Origin of the sequence: Vibrio sinaloensis DSM 21326 (assembly GCF_000189275.1) — a bacterium.
GTDB classification, from domain to species: Bacteria; Pseudomonadota; Gammaproteobacteria; order Enterobacterales; family Vibrionaceae; genus Vibrio; species Vibrio sinaloensis.
This window is the reverse complement of sequence record NZ_AEVT01000059.1, coordinates 66,075-90,563: the sequence shown is the minus strand read 5'-3', so window position 1 is coordinate 90,563 and position 24,489 is coordinate 66,075. Positions and strand designations below refer to the sequence as shown.

The 24,489-nt window shown below is 46.7% G+C and carries 24 protein-coding genes and 1 other annotated feature; of the genes, 14 read left to right on the top strand and 10 right to left on the bottom strand.

What is annotated here, in order from left to right:
• Positions 1–33: 33 nt before the first annotated feature.
• A complete protein-coding gene (locus RH45_RS10285) occupies positions 34–1,269 on the bottom strand; it encodes a cysteine desulfurase-like protein (protein WP_008076775.1) in 1,236 nt (411 codons plus the stop codon).
• Positions 1,253–1,912 carry a 2OG-Fe dioxygenase family protein gene (locus RH45_RS10280; RefSeq protein WP_071986175.1) on the bottom strand — a complete coding sequence of 220 codons (660 nt, stop codon included), beginning with the start codon at positions 1,910–1,912 and terminating at the stop codon, positions 1,253–1,255. Before RH45_RS10280 ends, RH45_RS10285 begins: the two co-directional genes overlap by 17 nt.
• A 390-nt stretch (positions 1,913–2,302) precedes the next feature.
• Here RH45_RS10280 and trxB point away from each other — a divergent pair, with 390 nt between their 5' ends.
• The 3 genes from trxB to cydC all read left to right on the top strand — a co-directional run bounded on the left by trxB (position 2,303) and on the right by cydC (position 6,897).
• The gene (trxB, locus tag RH45_RS10275; protein ID WP_008076770.1) at positions 2,303–3,265 is read left to right on the top strand and encodes a thioredoxin-disulfide reductase; all 963 of its coding nucleotides are present in this window, start codon (positions 2,303–2,305) and stop codon (positions 3,263–3,265) included.
• A gap of 130 nt (positions 3,266–3,395) precedes the next feature.
• A complete protein-coding gene (gene cydD, locus RH45_RS10270; RefSeq protein ID WP_008076769.1) occupies positions 3,396–5,183 on the top strand; it encodes a heme ABC transporter permease/ATP-binding protein CydD in 1,788 nt (595 codons plus the stop codon).
• Positions 5,176–6,897 (top strand): heme ABC transporter ATP-binding protein/permease CydC, encoded by a 1,722-nt coding sequence (gene cydC, locus RH45_RS10265; RefSeq protein ID WP_008076768.1) that lies wholly within the window; start codon positions 5,176–5,178, stop codon positions 6,895–6,897. Before cydD ends, cydC begins: the two co-directional genes overlap by 8 nt.
• 52 nt (positions 6,898–6,949) lie before the next feature.
• On the opposite strand, the gene RH45_RS10260 is transcribed toward cydC, so the two are convergent.
• From RH45_RS10260 to RH45_RS10250, 3 genes are all read right to left on the bottom strand, one after another.
• Positions 6,950–7,621, bottom strand: a complete 672-nt coding sequence (locus RH45_RS10260; protein WP_008076767.1) for a hypothetical protein — start codon at positions 7,619–7,621, stop codon at positions 6,950–6,952.
• A 117-nt stretch (positions 7,622–7,738) separates the two neighbouring features.
• Entirely contained in the window at positions 7,739–8,407 is a 669-nt protein-coding gene (locus RH45_RS10255) for a glutathione S-transferase family protein (protein WP_008076765.1), read from the bottom strand.
• 11 nt (positions 8,408–8,418) lie between these two features.
• Positions 8,419–9,030, bottom strand: coding sequence for a glutathione S-transferase (locus RH45_RS10250; protein WP_008076764.1), 612 nt, complete (start codon positions 9,028–9,030; stop codon positions 8,419–8,421).
• 94 nt (positions 9,031–9,124) lie between these two features.
• Here RH45_RS10250 and RH45_RS10245 point away from each other — a divergent pair, with 94 nt between their 5' ends.
• A complete protein-coding gene (locus RH45_RS10245) occupies positions 9,125–9,712 on the top strand; it encodes a TetR/AcrR family transcriptional regulator (protein WP_008076763.1) in 588 nt (195 codons plus the stop codon).
• Positions 9,713–9,730: 18 nt separating this feature from the next.
• Here RH45_RS10245 and RH45_RS10240 read toward each other — a convergent pair whose 3' ends face one another.
• Positions 9,731–10,627, bottom strand: coding sequence for a response regulator (locus RH45_RS10240; RefSeq protein ID WP_008076762.1), 897 nt, complete (start codon positions 10,625–10,627; stop codon positions 9,731–9,733).
• 102 nt (positions 10,628–10,729) lie between these two features.
• Between RH45_RS10240 and RH45_RS10235 the strand changes: the two genes are divergently transcribed.
• A complete protein-coding gene (locus tag RH45_RS10235) occupies positions 10,730–11,464 on the top strand; it encodes a hypothetical protein (RefSeq protein ID WP_008076761.1) in 735 nt (244 codons plus the stop codon).
• Between the two features lie 6 nt (positions 11,465–11,470).
• Here the strand turns inward: RH45_RS10235 and RH45_RS10230 are convergent, their stop codons facing one another.
• Positions 11,471–12,010 carry a lysozyme inhibitor LprI family protein gene (locus RH45_RS10230; RefSeq protein WP_008076760.1) on the bottom strand — a complete coding sequence of 180 codons (540 nt, stop codon included), beginning with the start codon at positions 12,008–12,010 and terminating at the stop codon, positions 11,471–11,473.
• 531 nt (positions 12,011–12,541) lie between these two features.
• On the opposite strand from RH45_RS10230, the gene RH45_RS10225 reads away from it, so the two are divergent.
• Complete coding sequence (locus RH45_RS10225; RefSeq protein WP_008076758.1) at positions 12,542–13,108, top strand: flavodoxin family protein; 567 nt, start codon at positions 12,542–12,544, stop codon at positions 13,106–13,108.
• Between the two features lie 34 nt (positions 13,109–13,142).
• On the opposite strand, the gene rluB is transcribed toward RH45_RS10225, so the two are convergent.
• The 3 genes from rluB to rnm form a co-directional block, all read right to left on the bottom strand.
• A complete protein-coding gene (rluB, locus tag RH45_RS10220; RefSeq protein ID WP_008076757.1) occupies positions 13,143–14,108 on the bottom strand; it encodes a 23S rRNA pseudouridine(2605) synthase RluB in 966 nt (321 codons plus the stop codon).
• A 106-nt stretch (positions 14,109–14,214) separates the two neighbouring features.
• A complete protein-coding gene (locus RH45_RS10215; protein ID WP_008076756.1) occupies positions 14,215–14,835 on the bottom strand; it encodes an L-threonylcarbamoyladenylate synthase in 621 nt (206 codons plus the stop codon).
• A 65-nt stretch (positions 14,836–14,900) separates the two neighbouring features.
• A complete protein-coding gene (gene rnm / locus RH45_RS10210) occupies positions 14,901–15,752 on the bottom strand; it encodes an RNase RNM (protein ID WP_008076755.1) in 852 nt (283 codons plus the stop codon).
• Positions 15,753–15,834: 82 nt separating this feature from the next.
• Here rnm and RH45_RS10205 point away from each other — a divergent pair, with 82 nt between their 5' ends.
• The 8 genes from RH45_RS10205 to RH45_RS10170 all read left to right on the top strand — a co-directional run bounded on the left by RH45_RS10205 (position 15,835) and on the right by RH45_RS10170 (position 24,425).
• Entirely contained in the window at positions 15,835–15,972 is a 138-nt protein-coding gene (locus RH45_RS10205; RefSeq protein ID WP_008076754.1) for a hypothetical protein, read from the top strand.
• Positions 15,919–16,022, top strand: a sequence feature (Trp leader region). Its footprint overlaps the gene before it by 54 nt.
• A gap of 127 nt (positions 16,023–16,149) precedes the next feature.
• Positions 16,150–17,727 carry an anthranilate synthase component 1 gene (locus tag RH45_RS10200; RefSeq protein ID WP_008076753.1) on the top strand — a complete coding sequence of 526 codons (1,578 nt, stop codon included), beginning with the start codon at positions 16,150–16,152 and terminating at the stop codon, positions 17,725–17,727.
• A gap of 9 nt (positions 17,728–17,736) precedes the next feature.
• Positions 17,737–18,330, top strand: a complete 594-nt coding sequence (locus RH45_RS10195) for an aminodeoxychorismate/anthranilate synthase component II (RefSeq protein ID WP_008076752.1) — start codon at positions 17,737–17,739, stop codon at positions 18,328–18,330.
• An 11-nt stretch (positions 18,331–18,341) separates the two neighbouring features.
• Positions 18,342–19,340 carry an anthranilate phosphoribosyltransferase gene (gene trpD / locus RH45_RS10190; RefSeq protein ID WP_008076751.1) on the top strand — a complete coding sequence of 333 codons (999 nt, stop codon included), beginning with the start codon at positions 18,342–18,344 and terminating at the stop codon, positions 19,338–19,340.
• Positions 19,341–19,359: 19 nt separating this feature from the next.
• Positions 19,360–20,787 carry a bifunctional indole-3-glycerol-phosphate synthase TrpC/phosphoribosylanthranilate isomerase TrpF gene (trpCF, locus tag RH45_RS10185; RefSeq protein WP_008076750.1) on the top strand — a complete coding sequence of 476 codons (1,428 nt, stop codon included), beginning with the start codon at positions 19,360–19,362 and terminating at the stop codon, positions 20,785–20,787.
• Positions 20,788–20,829: 42 nt separating this feature from the next.
• Positions 20,830–22,020 (top strand): tryptophan synthase subunit beta, encoded by a 1,191-nt coding sequence (trpB, locus tag RH45_RS10180; RefSeq protein WP_008076748.1) that lies wholly within the window; start codon positions 20,830–20,832, stop codon positions 22,018–22,020.
• Positions 22,020–22,826: a tryptophan synthase subunit alpha gene (trpA, locus tag RH45_RS10175; protein ID WP_008076746.1), complete on the top strand. Its 807-nt coding sequence runs from the start codon at positions 22,020–22,022 to the stop codon at positions 22,824–22,826. Before trpB ends, trpA begins: the two co-directional genes overlap by 1 nt.
• A gap of 339 nt (positions 22,827–23,165) precedes the next feature.
• A complete protein-coding gene (locus RH45_RS10170; RefSeq protein ID WP_008076744.1) occupies positions 23,166–24,425 on the top strand; it encodes a dicarboxylate/amino acid:cation symporter in 1,260 nt (419 codons plus the stop codon).
• The last annotated feature ends 64 nt before the right edge of the window (positions 24,426–24,489 follow it).

The window sequence follows — 24,489 nt, the reverse complement described above, 5'->3', positions numbered from 1 at the left end:
AACTAAAAAGACCTCTGTAAAGAGGTCTTTTAACTACTGGCCAAGAATTCGCTTCAACTCATCAAATAAGCTGTCGACCTCTTGCAAGGTGTTGTAATGCATAAAGCCAATACGCACCACCCCTCCCGATTCTTGTAAACCAAGTTGACGTACTAGACCAAGCGCGTAGAAGTGACCATTCCAAACGCAGATGTTTTGCTCACCAAGCTTTCGAGCGATATCTTCCGGTGAGTGATCGTCGAACGTAAGTGCAAACGTAGGCGTTCTTAACTCACTGTTAGCCTCAGCTTTACCCCACAACTTAACGCCTTCAAGCTCTGCCAATCGAGATAAGAAACGCTCGCTGATTGCCGATTCATGCTGGTTGAACTGCTGATAGGATTGGACTAATCGCTCGCGTAGACTGGCTTCATGCTCGCCCCACTGAGAAAGATATTTCACCGCAGCGATCACGCCGGCCAACCCTTCAAAGCTTTGGGTCCCGGTTTCAAAGCGGCCTGGCCCCAGATTCGTCGCAGGCTCTACCTTATAAGGCTTAAGTTCCTGCAACCACTTAGGGGCGACATAAGCAATACCGACATGAGGGCCGAAGAATTTGTAAGCAGAGCAGGCTAGAAAATCACAGCCTAACTCTTGCACATCCACCAAATGGTGTGGCGCGTAGTGAACGGCATCAACGTAAACCATGGCACCCACTTGGTGGGCTGCGTCTACCACACGCTTAACATCAACAATCGACCCAGTGGTGTTCGACGCGTATGTTAGCGCCACCAGTTTAGTGTTTGGGTTGATCAATGAGAGCAAATGCTCGACATCGAGCGAGCAGTCTTGTTCGTCGATACGAGCTTGGTGAACCAGCGCACCTTTATCTTCAGCCGCTTGCTGCCAACTCGACACATTTGAATAATGATCCAGCGCCGTCACAATCACTTCATCGCCGACTTGCCAATCTCGACTGATTGCGCGGCTTAGCTGAAACGTTAGCGATGTCATATTAGCGCCAAATACGATGTTATCTCCAGACTCGGCGTTGACCAATGCAGCCGCATAGTATCGAGCATCTTTCATCAAATCCGTTGTCTGTTGACTGGAAAAATAGTGACCACCCAGGTTTGAATTGAAGAAGCCTAAGTAGGCATTCATCGCTTCTAATACCGACTGAGGAACCTGAGATCCGCCAGGTCCATCAAGAAAGACAACAGGCATGTTCTTATAGGTTTGCTGAAGAGCGCTAAACTGCGCCCTTACCAAATTAGGAGTGAAGTTCATTCACCGCTTCCTTCGCTGTTAGTACAAATACATCCATATGACCCGCTTCGCCCTCGATTACAGAACGAATCGGAGTCGCGTTATGCCAAAGTTTATTATCGGCGAGCATTGCAACCTCACCACTTTGTAGCGCTTTACGGAAGAAAGGAGCTTCGTTAAAGCTGTTGTACAGCATGATGTCGCCACCTTCGATGTTATGGCGTCCCATCCCGATCAATGCGATATGCTCAAAGCCATCTTGATGGACCCCTTCCGGTGCAACTTGCGTTTCGTCATACACCGCCGAAATGCGGATCTGATGGATCTCGATCTCTTGACCGTCGACTAATGCATTTGACTTAGCGAACATTTCGCAGATCTCACGCATCCCTTCACTCTCAAGTGTTGTCGCTTCAACTGGCTCAAACTGACGCACAACATTTCCTTGAAAACGATTGATATCATCGGTTTGCATGAACTCGTTTTTGTGCAAATCGATCACTTGACCATTTCGGAATTCAATCACTGAGTAACGACGTAAGCGGAATTTACCGTCGGCATGCTCGGTATTAGGCAGTTTTGTAAATGAAGGGGCAAGTTGCGCAATTGCACTGTCACTCAATTTAGTGAGTTGTAGGGTTGTTTCGCGAGTATGTAACATCATCATCTCCTTAATGAATGTACATAAGTATTATCTGTTTAACATCTTGTTCACAATCATTATTCACGCACTTATATCGCCAGATCAACTTTTATTGGAATTTACAACCATCAAAAATAATAATTCAACACATAAAACCATCATTATTTAATTTTGCAGTATCAATAACCAGTTTAGAAAAGATGAATGTTGCAAAACTAGACAACTTCACTACAAAAGGAATTTAATTATTTAAATTCATAAGTTTAGAGGAAAATAATCACTCAAAAACCTCATCCACAGCGTTCTAACCTATAACCATTTATTCCACTTACTCCCCTTGTTAACCACCATTCAAGCCCCATATAATCGTATGAGTTAACAATAATTAAGCGTCACCGCTATGGAGCACAAATGAGCGACGTAAAACACAGTAAATTACTTATCCTTGGTTCTGGACCTGCCGGTTACACAGCAGCGGTTTATGCGGCACGCGCCAACTTAAATCCAGTATTGGTAACGGGGATGCAGCAAGGTGGTCAGCTCACGACCACGACTGAAGTTGAAAACTGGCCAGGGGACCCAGAAGGGCTTACTGGTCCAGGGTTAATGGATCGCATGAAAGAGCATGCTGAGCGATTTGAAACTGAGATTCTTTTTGATCACATTAACGAAGTCGACTTTAGCCAGCGTCCATTCAGCCTAAAGGGTGATAGCGGCGAGTACACCTGTGACGCATTAATTATTTCAACGGGCGCATCAGCGAAATACCTTGGCCTAGAATCCGAAGAAGCATTTAAAGGACGCGGGGTTTCAGCGTGTGCAACGTGTGACGGATTTTTCTATCGCAATCAAAAAGTTGCTGTCGTTGGTGGTGGTAATACAGCGGTTGAAGAAGCGCTTTACCTATCCAACATTGCATCTGAAGTTCATTTGATCCACCGACGTGACAGCTTCCGAGCGGAGAAAATTCTGGTTAAGCGCCTAATGGACAAAGTTGAGAGCGGCAATATTGTTCTCCACACAGATCGTACACTAGAAGAAGTTGTTGGTGATGATATGGGCGTGACTGGCGTTCGTATTAAAGACACGCAATCAAACGCTATTGAGCAGATCGATGTTATGGGTGCGTTCATCGCGATTGGCCACCAGCCTAACACGGGGATTTTTGAAGGCCAGCTTGAGATGAAAGACGGCTACATCATTGTCCAATCAGGTTTAGAAGGCAACGCAACTCAGACAAGCATTCCGGGTATTTTTGCTGCGGGCGATGTGATGGACCATAACTATCGACAAGCGATTACTTCCGCGGGCTCAGGCTGTATGGCTGCCCTTGATGCTGAGCGTTTCCTTGATGCCCTGGCTGATGGTGAATAATTTTACACTTACTGAATAATATTTTTCATTTTTAGCTCAAAACCTTAAAGCCCTGCGGTATTCCCGTGGGGCTTTCTTTTGTATAATGCCCGGCTCAAATTGTCATAATAATTATCATTAAGCCTTCATAATGGATAAAAAGAAACAGCGCGACTTGAATAAGTGGCTGAAACAGCAGAGCAAACTGGCAAAGCGCTGGTTGGGTCTCGCTGTCGGCCTAGGCGTACTTTCAAGTGTGTTATTGTTGGGTCAAGCGGCCTTGCTCGCCACCATTCTTCACTCGCTCATCATTGAGCAAGTCGACAAGTTTGAACTACTGCCTTCTTTTATTGGCCTTGCCGTCACAATTGGCCTTCGAGCGCTATGCTCTTGGGGAAGAGAGTTGGCGGGCTATCGCTGCGGCGAACAAATTCGCGTCTACATTCGTCAGCTAATCCTAGACAAGTTACGTGAACTTGGCCCTGCCTACATTAAAGGAAAACCAGCTGGCTCTTGGGCAACCTTGTTGCTTGAACAAGTCGAAGACATGCATGACTTTTTCGCCCGTTATCTGCCACAAATGTCACTGTCGGTATTGGTACCTTTTGTCATTCTGATCGTCGTTTTCCCGGTCAACTGGGCGGCAGGATTGATCTTCTTACTGACGGCACCACTTGTTCCGCTATTCATGGCGCTGGTGGGAATGAAAGCTGCAGATGCGAACCGAAAGAATTTCAAAGCTCTGCAAAGACTTTCTGGTCATTTTTATGACCGCTTGCAGTCGATGACGACCATTCGTCTTTTCGATCGCACCAAAGCAGAAACTGAAGTGATGCACGGCGCTTCTGAGGTTTTCCGTACTCGCACAATGGATGTACTTAAGATTGCTTTCCTTTCCTCTGCGGTTCTTGAGTTTTTCACGTCAATCTCCATCGCATTGACCGCGGTATACTTTGGTTTTGCTTTCATTGGTGAACTCAACTTTGGTGACTACGGCACAGGGGTCACTCTGTTTGCCGGACTATTCATTTTGGTCTTAGCGCCAGAGTTTTATCAGCCACTGCGTGACCTAGGCACTTTCTATCATGCTAAGCAGCAAGCGGTTGGAGCAGCAGAAAGCATCGTTGAATTCCTAGAAACTGACGTGAGTACCGTACGTTCGGGTAACACAAAGCTCGAGCCACAATCGTCGATCACCATCAAAGCTGACAATCTCGAAGTTTACTCCCCAGAAGGCACTAAGTTAGTTGGTCCAGTGAGTTTCGAGATTAACGCGCAGTCCACCACGGCCCTTGTCGGCCCGAGTGGCGCAGGAAAAACTAGCTTGATTAATGCCATTCTCGGTTTCTTGCCTTATCAAGGTTCACTGACTATTAACGGTATTGAGCGTACAGAGTTAGACCTAACCAATTGGCGCGAAAACATCAGTTGGGTTGGCCAAAACCCGTTGCTACTTCACGGCTCAATCCGAGATAACATTACGCTAGGTAATACCAACGTTGACGAGCAGCGTATTACGCAGGTTTTACAAGAATCTCACGCCGCAGAGTTCGTTAACAGTCATGGGTTGGAATACCAAATATCTGACCGTTCAGGTGGCCTTTCAGTCGGGCAGGCTCAGCGTTTGGCGCTGGCTAGAGCTATGGTGCAAAACGGTCATTTTTGGTTACTGGATGAACCCACGGCAAGTTTAGACGCTCGAAGCGAGCGACTAGTCATGGAAGGTTTAGCGGGTCAAATTGAAGGCAAGACAGCGCTTATGGTGACACACCAACTGCTTCCTCTACAAAATGTTGCCCAAGTGCTGGTAATGCAAGATGGTCTGCTTGTTCAATCAGGCTCGTTTGCTACTCTTGCAAACCAACATGGCTTATTCAAAGACATGCTTGAAGCAAACCAGAATGTGAACCAAGAAAATAAGGGGAATCTTGATGCGTGATTTACTTCCCTACCTAAAACTGTATAAAAAGCACTGGTTCGGTCTTTCACTGGGGATGCTATTAGCTTTCCTAACCTTGGCGGCCTCGATTGGCCTATTAACCCTGTCGGGCTGGTTTTTATCCGCGGCCGCAGTTGCTGGACTCACCATCGCTCGTGAAACATTTAACTACATGTTGCCAGGTGCTTTTGTTCGTGGCTTTGCCATGGGTAGAACCGCCGGACGATGGGGTGAACGTGTCGTTAGTCATAACGCGACCTTTAAACTGCTAACCGATTTACGTGTTTTCTTCTTCAAGAAGCTTGCGCCTCTTATCCCCGGTCGAGTTTCAAACCTACGAGATGCAGACTTACTAAACCGACTTGTTGCTGATATCGACGCAATGGATCATGTTTATCTACGCCTCGTTAGCCCAATGGTTGTTGGTGTATTAGGTATTGCTGGTCTCACCGCTCTGGTTTGTTGGTTTGATACTGAGCTTGGTCTGGTCCTCGGTGGCGTACTGCTCGTTCTGGTTTTGACTTGGCCAGTCCTGTTTTACAAGCTAGGCAAGCAAAACGGCTCGCAGTTAACCCAGAACAAAGCGGATCTGCGTATTGCGACTTTGGATTGGTTACAAGGTTACAGTGAGCTAACCCTATTCGGCGCTGAAGAGCGATACCGTGATGCTATCTTGAGCACTCAAGCTAAGTTGCTACAAAACCAGAAGTTCAATGCCCATTTCGCAGGCCTTGCTCAAGCCTTGCTTATGCTGGCGAACGGCTGGATGATCGTGCTTATGCTCTGGTTAGCAGCAGACGGTGTCGGCGGCAATATGCCCGATCCCCTCATCGCGCTAGTGGTGTTTGCGACCATGGCAAGTGTTGAGCTTCTGATGCCTATTGCTGGTGCGTTCCAACATTTAGGCCAGACACTAACCTCAGCGCGTCGTTTGAACGACATTATTCTCTCTGAGCCGGAAGTCCAGTTCCCTGAGCAGGAAACCAAACACAGCAACCAGTATACGATTGATTACCAAGATGTGTCATTCCACTACCCTGATGGCGATAACCAAGTAGTCAAAAACATCAATCTGCACATTCCTGCGCAGCACAAAGTGGCCATCGTTGGTCAAACTGGCTCTGGTAAATCAACACTTATTCAGCTGTTAAACCGTTATTGGGATGTTCAACAAGGCGAGGTCTCTATCGCAGGGCAGCCTATCAAGCAGTGGAGTGAAAGCCAACTGCGTCGCAGTATCAGTGTGGTCAGCCAACGCGTAGATATACTCAACGGATCATTGCGTGACAACCTGTTGATGGCGTCTCCACAAGCAAGCGACGAAGTATTAGCTGCCACTTTGACCCAAGTTGGACTGGATAAATTACTGTCTGAAACTGGTTTGGATACCTGGCTAGGTGATGGCGGACGTCAACTATCTGGTGGTGAAAAACGTCGAGTTGGCATTGCTCGTGCTCTACTCCATAACGCGCCAATCCTACTATTGGATGAACCAACTGAAGGGCTCGACAAGCAAACCGAGAAGCAAATTATGCAGTTGTTTGAGCAGCACTTTGCAGGTAAGACCGTACTCTTCATCACTCACCGTCTCGTAAACCTAGACAAGATGGACACCATTTGTCTGATTGAACAAGGTGAGATTGTAGAGCAAGGTAGCCACCAAGATCTGCTCGCCCAAGGTGGTCGATACCACCAACTGAATCAAACGCTATAAGCACCAACAACAAAAGCCGAAGTGACATCACTTCGGCTTTTTTCTATCACACTCAGTAGTAGTAACTTGTATCAAGTGGCTCTATTTTTACTTCGTTAATCCCGGGAACAAACCCTGTCAGTTTTGGTTTAGCGTCTACTGGAATTAATAGGTTAACCTGCTGGTTTGTACGCAGGCTTTCTTCATCGCAATAGTCGTTTATCGTTTGATAGATGGCGCGCCCCGTTGACAAGTTATAGTCCAGTTTTTGCCCATCACAACCGATATTAACACTGTACTCGCCGGTAAAACCGATTAACTCGAACTGATCCGAGGCTTTATCCAAACGAAAACGATGAATCGAGTGCCACTTGCGACTCGCACCACCAAAGTGTTCAAGCACTAACGCTCCACGCTGGATTGAGATGCCGACAAAGGGATCGCCCATTGCACCACCTGCAGAATCGGCAGCAACGCCTCCAGATACCGCTCGCCATAAACGCCACTCAGAATCGACGTTTTTGTACAACAAGATTTGGCGATCGCTACCGTACAATGAGTGTTCATCCTCTTCATCGTATTGAACACCCAGATCAAGCACAATGGCTTTTTCGTCAATCCCATCCTTGTCTAAATCGCCGACCGCTTGTGAGAGCACGCGGGCAGTTTCAGAATCCGATTTTGCAGCTCCAACGAATGGCAAAGCGCACGCAAGTGCAGCTAGAGCGGTGTAATGTAATTTCAAACCAAACGCTCCAAATAGAGAAAAGTAGAGAAAAGTAGAGAAAAGTAGAGAAAAGTAGAGCTAGTTTACCCAACCTAACCCTACTTGCTAGCTTTTCTTTAGCCGTCTATCCGTCTGTTACTGAGTCACCATTTGACTAATGCGTTTCGCTCTTTCTTCTGCAGTTTCACTTGATGGTGGAGGAACGGCTAACCCCTTTTGTACCGCAGGACGCTCGGCGATCTCGTCCAACCAACGTTTAAGGTGGTCCAATCCCTCGATGTCGACACCACTCCATTCATGAATTCGAACCCACGGCCAAGTCGCAATATCGGCAATGGTGTACTCCTCACCAGCCAAATAACGAGATTTGGCAAGCTGAGTATTCATGACTTCAAACAGGCGTCGCCCCTCATTTTGGTAACGATCGATCGCAGGTTGAATTTTCTCTGGGAAGTAACGGTAAAAGACATTCGCTTGCCCCATCATCGGTCCAACACCGCTCATTTGAAACATCAACCACTGAATCACTCTCGATCGTGCCTTTTCATCTTGAGGTAAAAATTGACCGGTTTTCTCAGCCAAATAGAGCAAAATTGCGCCCGACTCAAACACAACAAAGTCTTCGTTGCTGGTATCGATAATCGCCGGAATACGGCCATTAGGATTGATAGCGATGTACTCAGGCTCTTTTTGAATATTGGTCGAGATATCAAGTGCATGAACCTGATAATCTAACCCCATCTCTTCCAATGCAATAGAGATCTTGTGCCCATTTGGTGTTGCTGCGGTATAGAGTTCAATCATGGTAAAGCTCCTTATTGAAATGCTGGACGAGAAGACACAAGTTCAAACCAACGACGGATGTTCGGGTATTGCTCTAATACCTCAATCTCCAAGCCATTTTGTGCAAAGCCAACAAAGATGTACGCAGTAATGTCGACGATAGTGAAACGCTCCGAAGCGACATAGCCACTGTTCGCTAAACGCTCATCAAGCTGAGGCAAAAATTCACGCACGCGATTCTTAGACTCCGCTCCCCACTCGTATACACAAGTCTCTCGGTCATCATAGATAGAAGTCAGGTTGCGAAACGCTTGAAAACCCGTATATAAACCTTGGAATTCAATGATACGGTGCCACATTTCAACATCTGCTTTCTCTTTGGTTGTAATACCGAACAAGCTCTTATCGTTAAAGGCAATTTCATCAAAGTAACGACAAATAGCAACGCTTTCACAAATGGTTGAACCGTCGTCCAGCTCTAGCAATGGTACTCGGCCATTCACTGCTTTCGCTTTGAACTCTTCCGTTAAGTTATCGCCCTCTTTCACGTTTATTTCGATACGTGGGACTTCAATACCCAGCTCGTTTAAAAACAGCGATACACGGCGACAGCTTGGAGTCATAGCGGTTTGGTAAATTTTCATTTTCTGTTCCTTTTTTCTTTTTCTGAACGATCGTTTAGATTAGAATAAAGAATATCTAAACGATCAGTCAAGAAAAATTTAGGATCATTTTCAGATGGCACGTAAAAGTAAATTTGATAGAAATGAAAAACTGCATCAAGCGATGGAGCTGTTTTGGCGCAAAGGTTATGCGAACACCGCGATTTCAGATCTGGTCGAGGTTCTAGAGATCAATCGTTTCAGCTTGTACAACACGTACGGTGACAAGCAGCAGCTCTACTACGAAGCTTTAGACACCTACCTCAAACAGGTGCAAGTGCCTAGCATCAATGAGCTTGATAAACCCAGTGCGAATATCGCTGAACTCAGCACGTTCTTACTCGACTTTGCAGCCATACAACGTGAGCGACATTGCGGCTGCTTTATGCAAAACGCCTTAGTCGAGCATGCAGGGGAAGATGATGTGGTGCTCAAAGCCGGCAATGGTTTATTTGATCACTTGCTAAACATCATAAGTCGAGCCATCGCTAATGGTCAGCAAGATGATCGAGTGATCAGCCACTTACCCTCTGAGCAACTGGCCTCGCTGGTGTTAAGCCATATGCAGGGGATGCGGGTTCTTGGTAAAGCATTTCGCTATGACGATATAGACCAAGCGACTTCCAGCTTACTTACGCTGTTAGAAGTACGTCGCTTGAATTGATGATGAGATAGCTAGGTGCTAGAAGCCGACTACTGTGATTTTTCCTTGTGCCATCTGACCGGATTGACAAGAAAAGTCGAGTCGGCTTTCGGCACTTTTTCGGTACAAGGTCTCTAATTTTTCAAACGGCTTGGCAACAAAATTGACGCTCTTTAAGCGCAAACTTTTACGCGAGTTAGAATCGAGAAAGGCGATCGACGTTTTATCTAAAACCTGACGACATTGATCAATAATTGGCTTAGAAACCATCTTGTTGTGAACCGCTTGCTGTAGGTCAGTGTCGGCGACTTTTCTGCCTCCTTGGGCTAACACGCACACCGCATAGACATCTAGCATCGCAACCGCTTTAAGGCGCTGGTTTTCACTGTCTTCATACACGGCTAACAAGCAAGGGACTTTTGTCTCATCAAACTGTTGAGTTTGAATGTTGTTCACTAATATGGGCACACCCACCTCTTTACTCAGCAGCTTAGCTAACTGAGACAATTTAGGTAGCGCAAGCTCTGCTTGAACATCGCTTTCCGCTTCTAACACCAGTTCATCTTCTTCAAGCCCTTGGACTAAAGGCAATAAAGCGCGATGTAGCTCGGAATTTTCAAACGGCTTAGACAACACAAAGCTTGCACCCGCGGTAAGCGCTTGCTCAATCTGCTCTCTGTCTTCGACTGTAGTGATCATAGCCGACTTGATATGAGGATGGACACTTTTTGTGCTTGCTATTAAATTTAGCCCCGTCATTTCAGGCATATACCAATCGGTGAGTAGAATGTCCGGTTGCCAGCTTTCAATCAGCTCTAACGCTTTTTTCGCGCTATTGGTTTTTTGGATCGAAAGTCGACGATAACCAAAATCTTCCAACGCACGCCGGACGATTTCTAAGGTTGCCTTACTGTCATCAACAATCAGTATTTTCACCAATCCATCTACCCATTAGAGTCCAACTGTTTCAATTATAGGTACATTTGCTTGATAGAACTAAACTAACTCTATCAAGCATTGTATTGCTAGGAGCAAAGAATGAATCTAGATACAGATATACTCATCACACTGGCTATAAACGCCGGGCTACTGATACTGTTACTATGGTTCATTATCTTGTGGTTGATACTAAGAGAGTTTCGTCGCTTCGGGGTCGAGGTGTCCGGAAATAAGGCAATAGACCCTGCCACTTATGCACTTTGCCAACAGTCGGTTGAAAGCGCGTTAAATTACAGTGCTGACAACAGTAAAACACTCAATGATTTGGTCGATATTCAACAAGCATTGGAAGATCAAGTCGCTCAGATTCGGGCCGAAAATGATCGAATGCTGAGTGAGCAGGATAATGGCACGATTGACTCACTGAACACCAAACTGAATAAGTCCCACCAACTGATAAACACACTGCGGATAAATCTAGATAAGAGCGTACGAGGGTTACGCAAAGCAAAATCCAAACTCGCCCAACAAAACACCACGGTTGAGGGGCTGAGAATGGAAAAACTTCAGTTGGAAAAGGAGTTCGCACAGCTTGAAAATGAGTACATCCAAATCAGTGAAGCTGGAAATGTCGCTGACGTGCTAAAAGAACATCAACAAGAGAAAGAGCGCCTACTCAACACCATTGAGAACTATAAGAAAAAGCTGTCCAGTATTGCTGATATCGAACAGCTAAAGTCTGAGTTGCTCAGTGCTAACCAACAACTTCAGCATATGAGCAAAGAGAAAGAGTTTATTGAGAAAAAGTACCTAGAGCTGGTCAAAGGCTCATAGATACCGTTACTCCTCACAGTAGGTTTTGTCAGGCATAGAAGGATCACATATGATTCCGCCCCACTGATAAGCTTGCAGGCCATTAGCGACCACTTTGAACCAAGGATAGCCATTCCAATATTCACTTTGTTGAGCCAAAACCGTAATGGGCTGACGCTCATAGGTAGAGCCAACACGTGCCGCATCTAGGCTTGGTGACTGACGCAAAACGCCACCCCAAGAAAATGGTTCAGAGTAAGACGAGTTTAACTCGCGCAGGCGCTGTAAGCTCTGCTGCAGGATACAGTCAAAACCGTATTCGCATTTATTACGCTCCATCAACCACTGCCGTTGGGTTTGACGAAGCGACGTAATATCATCCTGTGCACTTTCTAGTGTGTCCAAATACCGCTGGGTGATTTTCTGATCCAATTGAGAAAGCTCTTTACTGCCACATATCACCTTTTCGGCGACTTGGCTTGCAAGTGTGCAGTCAAAGCTCGGCTGGGCAAAAGTCAACGGAGTGCTTAGCGTCCAAACCAACAGTGTCAAAGCCAATAGTCTCATCGCGTTATCCCATTGTTTCCTGCTAGAGTTTGGCAAAATCTACACCTATGGCGCTTCTTTCGCAAATACCAATCCCCAAATCAACGTGCACCTATACAAAAAAAGCGATACCTGACTAGGTATCGCTTTTGTAGGGTGTCGCATGCGTTTACGACTATGTCTAACAAGCAGTGGGGCCCCCTCAAGCACCCGAGTCGGATATAGAACAAGATAAACACATGCAACGAACTGGTGATCACTCCCAAATTGACCTAATCAAGGTCGATCTGCAGCATACCCACTCATTATATTGTTATGTTATAACATTTCAACCATAATTTAGCGGTCTATCAAATTACAATTTGATCGCTTTCACACAAGAAATGGATTAGCGATACCCTTCATAAATGGAAAGCTCGCACGCGAGCCCCTGGCCAACAAAAGCGTTTTTCAAAACGAAGGCAGAAACACAAATCTTACGGTTGACCTCGACCAAGGTTGAGGTTTTAAGCTGGCCGCCAAAGTTCATAACAACCGACAAAGGGATTCATTTTGCCAAAAATTGCCATCATTTATTTTAGCCAAACCGACGTCACCGCTCAGTTAGCACTCGCGATAGCCGCAGGAGCCGAACAACAATTGGAAACCGAGGTGTTTTCTTACCGTATTAAAGGTGAAGATCTTCAGGCGGGACGATTTGTTAACCATGCACTCTTTTCCACTCTTGAAGCATGTGATGCGATCATTTTCGGCTCACCAACTTATATGGGTGGCGTAGCCGCACAGTTTAAGGCCTTTGCTGACGCCAGCAGTGAGACGTGGTGTGAGCAAAAATGGGCAAACAAAATCGCCGCTGGATTTACCAGTGGCGGCGCATTGAACGGTGATCAATCCAGTACCTTACAGTACCTCAATACCTTAGCCAGTCAGCACGGTATGATTTGGCTTGGGCTGGATAAAACGACCGAATCTGGTGAGTTAAAGCTCAACCGCCTTGGAACCCAATTAGGTATTGCTTCACAAGGTATAGACGGAAAGCTGCATCCAGCAGATTACGCGACGGGGGAATATTTAGGGGCAAGAGTGGCGCGCTTAGCCAACCAGCTAAGCATCCAATAGAAGGAAAAAAGCAGCCATTCGGCTGCTTTTTCAATTATTTACGCTGCTGGCGTTGTGGCTTACCGCCTTGCTTGGCACGAGAACCTTGCTCTCCAGCACCTTTACGAGGTTTACGGCGTGATGGGTTGTTGCTACGACCACCACCGCTATTGACTCGCTCTTCGTGGCGCTTCACCGCACGGCGAATTTTTTGACTGCGCGAACGCTCACGTTTGCGTGATGTGTTCGACTTGTTTTCGTCAAGTAACGTCTCTTTTTCTGGGCGAAGCTCTACCATCTCACGTAGGTAATTAACCTGTTTTAGATCTAGCTCCATCCAACCGCCACGTGGCAGTTTCTTATCTAGATAGATATCGCCGTAACGAACACGCTTTAATCGACTTACTGTGGTCTCTTGAGATTCCCACAAACGACGCACTTCACGGTTACGACCTTCATTAATCGCAACGTAGAAGGTGTGGTTCATGCCATCACCACCCGCGTAAACGACATCTTCAAAGCGCGCCATGCCATCTTCCAGTTCAACACCGCGAACTAGGTTTTTCACTTTTTGCTCCGTCACATCACCGAACACGCGAACCAAATATTCACGCTCGACTTGACGGCTTGGGTGCATCAGGCGGTTTGCTAGTTCACCATCTGTAGTGAATAGCAATAGACCAGAGGTGTTCGCATCTAGACGGCCAACAGAAATCCAACGAGAGCCGCGGATCTTAGGTAGACGGTCAAATACAGTACGGCGACCTTCTGGGTCATGACGAGTACACAGCTCACCTTCCGGCTTGTAGTAAGCAAGAACACGACAGATGACTTCTTCCTGTGCTTTCGCAGACACAGTATGGCCATCAATACGCACAACGGCGTTTTCATCTTCTAGTCGCTCACCAAGTTTAGCGACAATGCCATTCACACTTACACGGCCCGCTTTGATTAAAGCTTCCAGCTCGCGACGTGATCCATGACCTGCTCGTGCTAATACTTTCTGTAATTTTTCGTTCATTTATTTACCTATGTGTCGTCTTCTCAGACGTCGAATAAAAATGCGCGACCCAAAATCGCGGCCGCACATTATCGCAAAATCTGTGTCATAAATCACGAACTTTTGCTTATTCGAAAGGTGCTGGGTCACCCGCGCCCACACGAGCGATAACCGGTTCATCCTCGCTAAAATCAACCACAGTGGTTGGTTGCTCCCCGAGGTAACCACCATTCAAAATACAGTCTACCGCATGTTCAAGCTTATCGCGGATATCTTCAGGATCAGATTCGGTGTAATCGTTGCCCGGAAGAATCAGTGAGGTCGACATCATAGGTTCACCAAGCGCTTCAAGCAGATCCAGTGCAATACGATTGTCAGGAACACGGATCCCGATCGTCTTACGCTTCGAGTTCATTAAACGTCTTGGCACTTCCTTCGTTCCTTTGAAAATAAAGGTGTAAGGCCCTGGCGTGTTGTTCTTTAACAAACGAAAAGCAGTATTATCCACGCGAGCGTATAAGGAAAGCTCAGACAGATCGCGGCACAGTAAAGTGAAGTTATGTTTCTCGTTCAATCGACGGATCTGGCAGATGCGTTCAAGCGCCTGTTTATTTTCAAGCTGACAACCTAGCGCGTAGCCTGAGTCGGTAGGATAGACAACCACCCCACCGTTACGAATGATTGCTACAGCCTGGTTGATCAAGCGAGCCTGAGGGTTTTCTGGGTGAACGTAAAAAAACTGGCTCATTGTAATTCCTCATTATCGAGTCTCTCGACTCTATAGTTAAATGGCATTGAAATGATTCGTGCGAGCTATTTCGCACAGGAAGGCTCAATACCCCAATCTTTCCATACAGGCTCAACGCCTGAAGGTAACCATAAGTTGCGCCCCAACTCCATCCATGGTGACGGATAATGAAAGTCGCTACCTTGAGAAGCTAATAGTTTGTATTGTATAGCATAATCCGCCAAGTTGCGCCTTTCTTGTTGGCCTTGTTGTGGCTGCGCAACCTCCATTGCATCACCGCCAGCTTCGACGTAAGCGGCAAGTAAGCGTTTTAGCCATTTCGCGGTCAAGTCATAGCGCCCTGGGTGAGCCAATACAGCTTGACCACCTGCGGCATGAATCGCGTCCACCGCTTCAGCCATAGAACACCAAGCAGGCGGAACGTAACCGGGGTTATTGCGAGTTAAAAACTTTTTAAACACTTGCTGCATGGTTTTTGCGTAACCATTTTCCACCAACCACTTGGCAAAATGAGCTCGGGTTATAGGGGCCTCTCCCGCAATTAGTCGCACTTCTTCAAGCACCCCCTCTCTGGTCGCTTTGCTCAGCCGATGCGCGATCAACTCAGCTCGACCTTCACGGTGCTTCTTCTGTTGCTCGATTAATGTATTGAGCGCTTCACTGTCAGGATCAATATTAAGTCCAACAATGTGAATGTCTTTGTTCTGCCAAACGGTAGAAATTTCGATGCCATTTATCAACTTAAGTGGGTGTTGATGCTGAGCTATGTAGTCGTGCGCGGCCTGTAGTCCATCAACAGTATCGTGATCGGTAATAGCAAGCACATCGAGATTAAAGCTTAACGCTCTATCAATTAAATCATGTGGTGCAAGTCTTCCGTCAGAGGCTGTTGTGTGGCTGTGTAAATCAATTCGCATAATTATATTTTTTTAGTTGACTTTTTACCTCTGCACTAGTTAACTAGTACACAAATACGAAGTACCTCAATTTAGGGCGACCATGTTACAAGAAAACACCTACAACCAAAAATCGAATCTAGCGTCCATGCAATCTGGCCGCGAAGAAGCCGTGGTTGCAGGAAACCTAAATTGGTGGCGCACTTGGACAAGTTCTTGGTGGGCTAGCGTTTACTTCTAATTTATAGAAATAGAATGTCCAAAGCCCGCTCTTATAGCGGGCTTTTTGTTTTGTAGTCTGTCTCACACCCAAGTGCTTAAACAATCGCCGATTTATCCCAAATCTCCATTGGGTCAACGTTTGCTTTATGCCACTATGTACGACAGGAAGATTGAACGTTTTTAATAAGGAGGTCTTGTGAACAAGGCCATTGAAATCAGAAAGCTAGCAAGTCTTGAAGTAATTCAAGCGTCAGCACCTTATACGCAAGACCCAACGCGCTTGTTCCATACCTTATGTGAGAACAAGACCGACAGCCTGTTACTTGAGTCTGCTGAGATTGATTCAAAGCAAGACCTTAAAAGCTTACTTATCGTTGATTCAGCGGTACGTATTGTCTGTTATGGCCACACGGTATCAATGACGGCGCTCACCTCCAACGGTCAACATTTACTCTCGCACCTAACGCAAAACATCCATGCTAACGTGAAGCATAGTTTTGACGGTTCAGTGTTAACGCTCGAGTTTTCTGCTCCTTGTGACACTTTGGATGAAGATTCTCGCTTACGCGAAGCGTCCTCTTTTGATGCACTACGCCTTGTTCAACATAGTTTTGATCTGAGCGAACAACACCAACACGCCCTTTTTCTCGGCGGCCTCTTTGCCTACGACCTCGTGGCAAACTTTGAGCCGTTAGGTGAAGCGGCTCAAAGTAATCAATGTCCAGACTATGTGTTTTACATCGCAGAGACGCTGCTTGTCGTCGACCATCAACGTCAATCTTGTGATCTAAAAGCGACCTTATTTGCCAATCAGACTGAAAAACAAACCCTAGAGGCTCGCGTCAACGAGATTCAAGCTCAGTGTGCGGAACTTAAACATCTACCAGAAGCAACTAAACTCGCCACTGTAGACGCTGTACCTAGCATCTCGGACCAAGATTTTTGCCAAACCGTGCGAGATTTAAAGCAGTTCGTGGTTAAAGGAGATGTGTTCCAGGTTGTCCCATCTCGTCGTTTCACCTTGCCTTGTCCGTCACCACTCGCCGCCTACAAAGAATTAAAACAAAGTAACCCAAGCCCTTACATGTTCTATATGCAAGACGAGCTGTTTACTTTGTTTGGAGCTTCCCCTGAGAGCGCGCTCAAATACGAAACCAGCACCAACCAAGTTGAAATTTATCCAATTGCCGGAACGCGTCGTCGCGGTAAGCGAGCCAACGGTGAGATCGACTTTGATTTAGACAGCCGTATCGAGCTTGAATTGCGCAGCGATAAAAAAGAAAACGCAGAGCACATGATGCTGGTTGATCTGGCGCGTAACGATGTTGCTCGTATCTCACAAGCAGGCTCCCGCCACGTAGCCGATTTGCTAAAAGTCGACCGCTATAGCCATGTAATGCACTTGGTCTCGCGCGTCGTCGGTCAACTTCGCCAAGATTTAGATGCACTTCATGCGTACCAAGCGTGCATGAATATGGGTACGTTAACTGGCGCGCCAAAAATTCGCGCCATGCAACTGATTCGAGATGTTGAAGGATCTCGACGCGGCAGCTACGGCGGTGCTGTTGGCTATCTAACAGGTGAAGGGACTTTGGATACCTGTATTGTGATTCGTTCCGCCTACGTTGAAAATGGCATTGCGCAAGTGCAAGCAGGTGCCGGGGTAGTATTTGACTCTGACCCTCAAGCAGAAGCTGATGAGACTCGCGGTAAAGCGCAAGCGGTCATATCCGCCATTCAAGCGGCCCACCAATCAAGCCAAGCGCAGAACTAGGAGTACGACATGGCGAACATAGTATTTATCGATAATTTCGACTCCTTCACTTATAACCTAGTAGATCAATTTCGTTCACTCGGTCATGAGGTCACCATCTACCGTAACCATATCGCTGCGCAAGTGATTGAAACGGCGGTCACTCAACTGGAAAACCCTGTCGTACTACTTTCTCCTGGGCCAGGTGCACCGTCTGAAGCCGGCTCGATGCCTGACCTAATTCAGCGCCTAAAAGGCAAAGTGCCTATGATTGGTATTTGTCTTGGTCACCAAGCAATTGTTGAGGCGTATGGCGGTGTTGTTGCTGGGGCCGGTGAAATTATTCACGGTAAGGTATCGATGATGGAACATCAAAACCACCCTACCTATCAAGGGCTTCCTTCGCCACTCGCGATCGCCCGTTATCATTCATTAGTGGCGACTGAAGTCCCTAAGTCGCTGACCATTACCGCGGAAGTCGATGATCTGGTTATGTCAGTGGTCAACGAACAAGATAAAGTGTGTGGCTTCCAATTTCACCCTGAATCAATCATGACCACTTACGGCGCAACGTTGTTGGCGAATGCCATCGAATGGGCACTCGAAAAGCAAGAGCAGCAATAAGGAGATTTCGCATGGAAACAATCATTAACAAACTGTATGACCAGCAATCGCTGACTCAGCAAGAGAGCCAACAGCTGTTCGATATCATCATTCGTGGCGAGCTGGATCCGATATTAATGGCATCGGCACTTACGGCTTTAAAAATCAAAGGGGAAACCCCAGACGAAATTGCAGGTGCAGCAAAAGCGCTATTAGCCAATGCGAATCCTTTTCCGGCTATTGATTACGACTTTGCGGATATTGTGGGTACTGGTGGCGATGGTCACAACACCATCAATATTTCAACTACAGCGGCATTTGTCGCCGCTGCTTGTGGCTTAAAAGTCGCTAAACACGGCAACCGTAGCGTGTCGAGCAAATCAGGCTCTTCTGACCTACTAGACTCTTTTGGCATTAATCTAGCGATGAGCGCAGAAGATACAGCCAGAGCCGTTGATGAGATTGGTGTGGCATTTTTGTTTGCACCTCAATATCACGGTGGCGTTCGTCACGCCATGCCTGTTCGTCAAACCATGAAAACACGCACCATCTTTAACATCCTTGGGCCACTCATTAACCCTGCTCGACCGAATATCGAGCTGATGGGTGTGTACAGCGAAGCATTGGTTCGTCCAATCGCCGAGACCATGTTGCAGATGGGGATGAAGCGCGCAGCCGTTGTACACGGAAGCGGACTTGACGAAGTCGCCATTCATGGCCCGACAACCGTTGCCGAGATCAAAGATGGTGAAATTCATCACTACACTCTAACCCCTGCTGACTTTGGTGTAGAAGAACATCCACTTGAAGCCATTAAAGGTGGCGACCCTGAAGAAAACAAAGCGATCATCACCAATATCCTAACCGGCAAAGGTAATGATGCTCAGCTTGGCGCAGTAGCGGTAAACGTTGCATTGTTAATGCGTTTGTTTGGTCACGAAGATCTCAAGGCCAATACGCAAAAAGCAATTGAAGCAATGAACTCAGGTAAAGCGTATGAGCTAGTCAAGAAACTAGCTGCACACGCATAGTAACAACAAAGGTTTCGCAATGACTCAATCAACTGAACAACTGTCTGAACATGTTTCGGTAAATGAAGCCAAGATGGCCGAGGTATTAGCTAAGATAGTTAACGACAAATACCAGTGGGTCGCCGATCGCAAGTCTGCCCAGCCATTAGCAGGCTTTCAGTCCGAACTATCTCAATCTGACCGAAGCTTCTACGATGCGCTTGCCCAAGGCAAAACCGCGTTCATCACAGAATGTAAAAAAGCTTCGCCTTCGAAAGGCTTGATCCGTGAAGACTTTGACCTCGACTACATCGCTTCTGTTTACAACAATCACGCCGATGCAATCTCAGTGTTAACAGACGAGAAATATTTCCAAGGTGACTTCGAGTTTTTACCTCAGGTACGTAATCAAGTAAAGCAACCTGTCTTATGTAAAGACTTTATGGTCGACACCTATCAGGTCTACCTGGCGCGTTACTACCAAGCGGACGCCATATTACTGATGCTATCAGTACTGGATGACGCGCAATACCAAGCGCTGGAGTCGGTCGCTCACTCATTGAACATGGGGATTCTGACGGAAGTCAGTAATGAAGAAGAGTTACATCGTGCAGTAAAACTTGGCGCTAAGGTTATTGGGATTAATAACCGCAACCTGAGAGACTTAAGTACAGACCTCAATCGCACTAAAGAGCTTGCGCCGACAATTCGTGAACTCGCACCAAACGCGACTGTGATTTCAGAGTCCGGAATTTATACTCACCAACAAGTGCGTGATTTGGCCGCTTATGCAGATGGCTTCCTTATCGGTAGCTCATTAATGGCAGAAAAAAACCTCGAGCTTGCCGTTCGCAAAGTCACCCTAGGTGAAAACAAAGTGTGTGGCTTGACCCACCCTGACGATGCTGCGAAAGCCTATCAAGCCGGTGCGGTATTTGGTGGATTGATCTTTGTTGAGCAATCTAAACGATTTGTCGACCTCGAAATGGCTCGTTTAACCATGAGCGGTGCCCCATTGAATTATGTCGGTGTCTTCCAAAACCATTCGATTGAGTTGATTGTGGAACGCGTTAACGAGCTGGGGCTTGCGGCGGTTCAGTTACATGGCGATGAAGATCAGGCTTTCGTCTCTCAATTAAAAGCTCAGTTATCGGACGAAGTTGAAATTTGGAAAGCGTATGGCGTGACTGATCAAGTGCCAGAACTTATCGCTGAAGGTGTCACTCGCCACCTTTTAGATACTAAAGTCGGCAACCAAACTGGTGGTACTGGGTTGGTGTTTGATTGGTCTCTGATCGCTCAACCCGAACAAGTGATGTTGGCGGGAGGTATTAATCCATTCAACGCGCAAAAAGCCGCTCAGCACGGTTGCCTAGGTTTAGATTTGAATTCAGGCGTTGAGCTTTCCCCTGGTAAAAAAGACACACAAAAGTTGCAAGACGCATTTGCAGCGATAAGAGATTACTAACAGCTGAGCATTCGGCTGACAATGAATTGAAGGAATTGAATCATGGCAAAATTAGATGCCTACTTTGGTGAATACGGTGGTCAATACGTACCACAGATTTTGGTTCCAGCGCTTGAGCAGCTAGAACAAGCTTTTATCGACGCGCAAGCAGACCCTGAGTTTCGCAGTGAGTTCATGGGGTTACTACAAGAATATGCAGGCCGTCCAACCGCGCTGACTCTAACGCGTAACCTAACCAAAGGCACCAAAACCAAGCTGTACTTAAAGCGTGAAGATCTGCTGCACGGTGGGGCACACAAGACTAACCAAGTACTCGGTCAGGCTCTATTGGCTAAGCGTATGGGTAAAGAAGAAATCATCGCTGAAACGGGTGCCGGTCAACACGGTGTTGCAACGGCACTTGCGTGTGCGCTACTAGGCCTTAAATGTCGCGTTTATATGGGTGCGAAAGATGTAGAACGCCAAAGCCCGAACGTTTTCCGTATGAAACTAATGGGTGCAGAAGTGATCCCTGTTCACTCTGGCTCAGCAACCTTGAAAGATGCGTGTAACGAAGCGCTTCGAGACTGGTCAGCAAGCTACGAAGAAGCGCACTACTTGCTTGGAACCGCAGCAGGCCCTCACCCATTCCCGACCATAGTGCGCGATTTTCAGCGCATGATCGGTGAGGAGACGAAAAACCAGATCCTTGCACGTGAAGGTCGCTTGCCAGACGCTGTCATTGCTTGTGTTGGTGGTGGCTCAAATGCGATCGGCATGTTTGCAGACTTTATCGAAGAAGAAAGCGTTCGACTGATTGGTGTTGAACCTGCTGGTAAGGGCATAGACACCGACCAACACGGCGCACCGCTTAAACACGGCAAAACGGGAATCTTCTTTGGTATGAAAGCGCCACTGATGCAAGATCCTAATGGTCAGGTTGAAGAATCCTACTCGGTTTCAGCGGGTCTCGACTTCCCATCGGTTGGCCCACAGCATGCACATCTAAATGCGATTGGCCGCGCTGAATACGATAACGTCACCGACGACGAAGCATTAGAAGCTTTCCAAGAACTTGCTCGCAGCGAAGGCATCATCCCGGCTCTTGAGTCGTCACATGCCCTAGCCCACGCACTGCGTATGGCGCGACAAAACCCAGAGAAAGAACAGCTGTTAGTCGTTAACTTGTCTGGCCGTGGTGACAAAGACATCTTCACTGTTCACGCCATCTTAGAAGAAAAAGGAGTCATCTAATGAACCGTTACCAAGCGATGTTTGAGCGCCTAAACGAGAAAAGCCAAGGCGCATTTGTTCCGTTCGTAACGGTTTGTGACCCTAACCCTGAGCAGTCTTTACGTATTATGCAGACGCTCGTTGAGTCAGGTGCAGATGCTCTAGAGCTCGGCATTCCATTTTCTGATCCACTGGCTGACGGCCCGACCATTCAAGGCGCCAACATCCGTGCACTTGATTCAGGCGCGACTCCGGATATCTGTTTTGAACTCATTGGCAAGATCCGAGCTCAATATCCAGAATTACCAATTGGCCTGCTGATGTACGCGAACTTGGTGTTTGCCAGAGGTATCGACAACTTCTATCAGCGCTGCGCTGAGGCTGGCATTGATTCAGTGCTCATCGCTGACGTTCCGACCAATGAGAGTGAAGAGTTCGTTGCCGCCGCGAAAAAGCACGGTATCGAACCTATCTTCATTGCCCCACCAACCGCGTCAGATGAGACGTTAGAGTCCGTAGCGAAACTAGGAGGCGGATACACTTACCTGCTTTCTCGCGCTGGCGTTACAGGAGCAGAGACAAAAGCCAACATGCCTGTCGGTGATATGTTAGCTAGACTCAATCAATACAATGCGCCACCATCACTACTTGGTTTTGGTATCTCTGAACCCGCGCAAGTAAAAAAAGCGATTGAGTCTGGGGCTGCTGGCGCAATTTCAGGGTCTGCGGTGGTAAAAATCATTGAATCCAATACCCAGCAACCTGATGAGATGTTAAATCAGCTCGCAAGTTTTGTATCTTCCATGAAGGCTGCAACACAGAAGTAACGTGTTAGCCATCTAAACATCTATGAGATCGGTTTCTTACTTAGCAAAGAAACCGATCTTTTTTTTAACATTCATAGCGAATAAGTTCCCCTCCCCTCAGCATAAGGCAACATCTATCTATTTCTACAAACACATACCCAGCAACAATAGCAAACGATTGCTATTGGCTAAAAAATTGTCACTTATCAATAAAAGTGTCTTTAATTAACACGCTCAACCTCTAGACGTATTGCTAATTGTAAAAATAACGTGTAAAAAGCGAGACGAAATTATTAACCATTTTGAGGTATATGCTCAGATGGTTGTCCTGGATATTTAAAAATAATTAGCACAGAGGTTATGGAAGTGTTAAAAGAAAAGAATTTGCTAAGCAACATTGGCGTGCAAGTTGTTATCGCCATGATTGTAGGTACTGCCGTTGGTGCCTTCATGGGAGATGCTGCCACTATGTTCGCTCCACTGGGTGCGATCTTCATTAACTTAATCAAAATGCTGGTGATCCCTTTGGTTGCCGTTGCACTGATCTCTGGTGCAGCAGGCCTAGGTAACAGCCAGTCTGCGGGTAAAGTCGGCATCGTAACGCTAGGTTACTTCGGTCTAACTTCGGCTCTAGCGGTAGCGCTTGCGCTATTCATGGGTGAAGTATTTCAACCGGGCATGGGTATCGATGTTTCAGGCGTCGAAGGCATGTTCTCTGCAGAATACGCTTCAAAAGGTGAACTCCCTACTTTCTGGGCAACCATCACTGGTATGATCCCAACCAACGTTTTCCAATCACTTAACGAAGCAAACATCCTTCAGATTTTAGTATTCTGTATGTTCTTTGGTATTGCGATTTCTAAGCAAGCGAAAGAGAAACGTGAACCGATCATCAACGGCGTAAATGCAATTGTTGATGCAATGGTTTGGATGATCAATAAAGTGATGATCATTGCACCAATCGGTGTATTTGGTCTAATGGCAGAAGCGGTTGGCACCTTCGGCTTCGGCGCACTTATGGTGGTCTTCAAGCTGTTTGTTGTCTACGTTGCCGCAATCCTTATCTTCGGCTTTGTTGTGTACCCTGCAATGGTACACGTCTTTACTAAAACGTCAGCGAAGAAATTCCTAACAGCGATGAAAAAGCCACAAGCCGTTGCACTGTCTACAGCGTCTTCAATGGCGACACTGCCTGTAACGATGGACACGGTTGAGCACGAACTGCGTGTTAAGAACTCTACCGCATCTTTCGTTCTGCCACTTGGCGCTACCATTAACATGTCTGGTAACGCGATTTACTACGGCCTAGTCGCAATCTTCTTTGCCCAGCTGTTCAACATCGATTTAGGCATGGGTGCTTACATTGCAATCATCGTAACATCGACTCTAGGCGCGGTGGGTCAGGCGGGTGTTCCGGGGCCATCATTCCTAGTTGTTGCTGTACTTCTGGCAGCAGGCATTCCAATTGAAGGCCTACCACTTCTATTCGCTCTAGACCGTATTTTCGACATGATTCGTACAGCGCTAAACATCACAGGTGATGCTGCATGTGCGGTTATCGTTGATGCGTTAATTGAAGATGAAGAGAAAGAAGCTGAGCTACAAAAGCAGCAAGCATAGACAATAAGTCGTTTCCTTCATAATTAAAGAGCTACTTTTAAGTAGCTCTTTTTTTACCGTTTAA

Coding starts and splice junctions, on each gene's coding strand:
- RH45_RS10285 (WP_008076775.1), bottom strand. CDS start 1,269: ATGAACTTCACTCCTAATTTGGTAAGGGCGCAGTTTAGCGCTCTTCAG.
- RH45_RS10280 (WP_071986175.1), bottom strand. CDS start 1,912: ATGATGTTACATACTCGCGAAACAACCCTACAACTCACTAAATTGAGT.
- trxB (WP_008076770.1), top strand. CDS start 2,303: ATGAGCGACGTAAAACACAGTAAATTACTTATCCTTGGTTCTGGACCT.
- cydD (WP_008076769.1), top strand. CDS start 3,396: ATGGATAAAAAGAAACAGCGCGACTTGAATAAGTGGCTGAAACAGCAG.
- cydC (WP_008076768.1), top strand. CDS start 5,176: ATGCGTGATTTACTTCCCTACCTAAAACTGTATAAAAAGCACTGGTTC.
- RH45_RS10255 (WP_008076765.1), bottom strand. CDS start 8,407: ATGATTGAACTCTATACCGCAGCAACACCAAATGGGCACAAGATCTCT.
- RH45_RS10250 (WP_008076764.1), bottom strand. CDS start 9,030: ATGAAAATTTACCAAACCGCTATGACTCCAAGCTGTCGCCGTGTATCG.
- RH45_RS10245 (WP_008076763.1), top strand. CDS start 9,125: ATGGCACGTAAAAGTAAATTTGATAGAAATGAAAAACTGCATCAAGCG.
- RH45_RS10235 (WP_008076761.1), top strand. CDS start 10,730: ATGAATCTAGATACAGATATACTCATCACACTGGCTATAAACGCCGGG.
- RH45_RS10230 (WP_008076760.1), bottom strand. CDS start 12,010: ATGAGACTATTGGCTTTGACACTGTTGGTTTGGACGCTAAGCACTCCG.
- rluB (WP_008076757.1), bottom strand. CDS start 14,108: ATGAACGAAAAATTACAGAAAGTATTAGCACGAGCAGGTCATGGATCA.
- RH45_RS10215 (WP_008076756.1), bottom strand. CDS start 14,835: ATGAGCCAGTTTTTTTACGTTCACCCAGAAAACCCTCAGGCTCGCTTG.
- rnm (WP_008076755.1), bottom strand. CDS start 15,752: ATGCGAATTGATTTACACAGCCACACAACAGCCTCTGACGGAAGACTT.
- RH45_RS10205 (WP_008076754.1), top strand. CDS start 15,835: ATGTTACAAGAAAACACCTACAACCAAAAATCGAATCTAGCGTCCATG.
- RH45_RS10195 (WP_008076752.1), top strand. CDS start 17,737: ATGGCGAACATAGTATTTATCGATAATTTCGACTCCTTCACTTATAAC.
- trpD (WP_008076751.1), top strand. CDS start 18,342: ATGGAAACAATCATTAACAAACTGTATGACCAGCAATCGCTGACTCAG.
- trpCF (WP_008076750.1), top strand. CDS start 19,360: ATGACTCAATCAACTGAACAACTGTCTGAACATGTTTCGGTAAATGAA.
- trpB (WP_008076748.1), top strand. CDS start 20,830: ATGGCAAAATTAGATGCCTACTTTGGTGAATACGGTGGTCAATACGTA.
- trpA (WP_008076746.1), top strand. CDS start 22,020: ATGAACCGTTACCAAGCGATGTTTGAGCGCCTAAACGAGAAAAGCCAA.
- RH45_RS10170 (WP_008076744.1), top strand. CDS start 23,166: ATGGAAGTGTTAAAAGAAAAGAATTTGCTAAGCAACATTGGCGTGCAA.